General features: G+C 58.9%; 2 protein-coding genes. Both read left to right on the top strand.

Annotated features, from left to right (window positions below):
• On the top strand, nt 1-888 hold an 888-nt coding region (locus RA19_RS24915; RefSeq protein ID WP_082020686.1), incomplete at its 5' end, for an ACP S-malonyltransferase.
• A partial coding sequence (locus tag RA19_RS24910) for a beta-ketoacyl synthase N-terminal-like domain-containing protein (RefSeq protein ID WP_039168399.1) occupies nt 885-1516 on the top strand: 632 nt, incomplete at its 3' end. The genes RA19_RS24915 and RA19_RS24910, both read left to right, overlap by 4 nt.

Below are 1516 nucleotides of genomic sequence, written 5' to 3'. Positions count from 1 at the left end.
CTTCGCCGCCGCCCTGCTGTGCAGCAAACGGTTGCACAGGTGGAGGAGATCAGCGGCCTACCCTTGCAGCGCTTAATGAAAACGGGTCCGCGGAGAGAGCTGCAGGGCACCCATGCCGCTCAACTGGCCATTTTTGCCCTGAGCGTTGGTCTTCTGCGGGCCGTAACAGAAGAAACCGGGTATCAGCCGGATGCCGTTTGCGGTCACAGTCTCGGCCAGTTTAGCGCTTTGGTCGCCGCCGGAGTCATGGATCTGGATGCAGGTACGCAGCTAGTGAACCATCGCGGCCTGTTGATGGATCGTCAAAACCAACGGCATGACGGCGCAATGCTGGCGGTCTCGGGCCTGGCCACGGACGTTCTGGCGTCGTATCTGCAGGACCGGGACGCCGCCTGGCTTGCCAATGACAACGCCCCGGGGCAATTAATTGTATCCGGTGAAAAAAACAGTCTGGACCACCTGCAAACCGATCTGAAGGCGAACGGGATTACCTGCGTCGCCCTTGACGTGGCAGGGGCTTATCATTCGCCTTTGATCGGCAACGCAGCGCGGGCTTTTGCCGATCATATCGCGGCGACCACGTTCCGGGATCCGGTCTGTCCAGTCATTGCCAATACCGATGCTACGCTGCTGACAACTTCGGAGCAGGTCCGCGAAGAGTTGGCCAGGCACATGCTGGCGCCTGTGAAATGGCGGGAAACAATGCTTCGCGTTCGCGACTTGGGGATCACGAGAGGCATTGAAATTGGGGCAGGCCGGACGATGAAAGGCCTTTGGATCCGCAATCATTCCGACCTACAATGTTTGACAAGCAATGATCATCGCGATCTGACCTCGACTATCAAGTCGCTCAGCAAGCTGACCGAAGCCGAGGCAGAACCCGCATGAGAGCTCTTATCACCGGCATAGGTGCGATCAGCTGCCTTGGCCGTGGTCTTGAGGTCCATCGCAAGGCCTTTTCGTCCGGCCAAAGTGGGCTGTCTCCGGTCGAGCGTCACTGGCCTGGCAAAGCACTGCAAAGCTGGGTCGGGCTAGTTTCCGCAAGGAAAGGTGCTCGGCTCAACGCCGAGGATATGCTTTGTGATGCCATTGGCATGGCATTGCAGGAAAGCGGGTTGTCTGGGCTTGGCGATCTTCCTGTCTTTGCAGGCAGCGTACACGGTGAAATCGGCCGCTGGCAGAGGTTACGCCGGGCCGGAGATCCGGGCAGCGCCGCAAGGGCACAATGGGATTTCGATTTGTCCAGGCTTGATGCCGTGCGTAAGCCAATCGTGATTTCAACTGCCTGTACCGCCTCGTCGGTTGCTATAGGTGAAGCGTTGCGGTGTTTGGCAAGCGGCAAGTCTGAGATTGCCATTGCTGCTGGGACCGAGGTCGTGTCGGATTTCCTGTATCACGGATTCGAAAGCCTGCGAGCCCTCGCCGCAGGACGCTGCCGTCCCTTTGACAGGGATCGCGACGGACTAAACCTTGGTGAAGGGGCTGGGGCCATTGTCCTTGAAACTGCCGCAAGCGC

It is taken from the genome of Leisingera sp. ANG-M1, assembly GCF_000813745.1.
Taxonomy (GTDB): domain Bacteria; phylum Pseudomonadota; class Alphaproteobacteria; order Rhodobacterales; family Rhodobacteraceae; genus Leisingera.
This window is presented reverse-complemented; position numbering and strand designations above follow the sequence as displayed.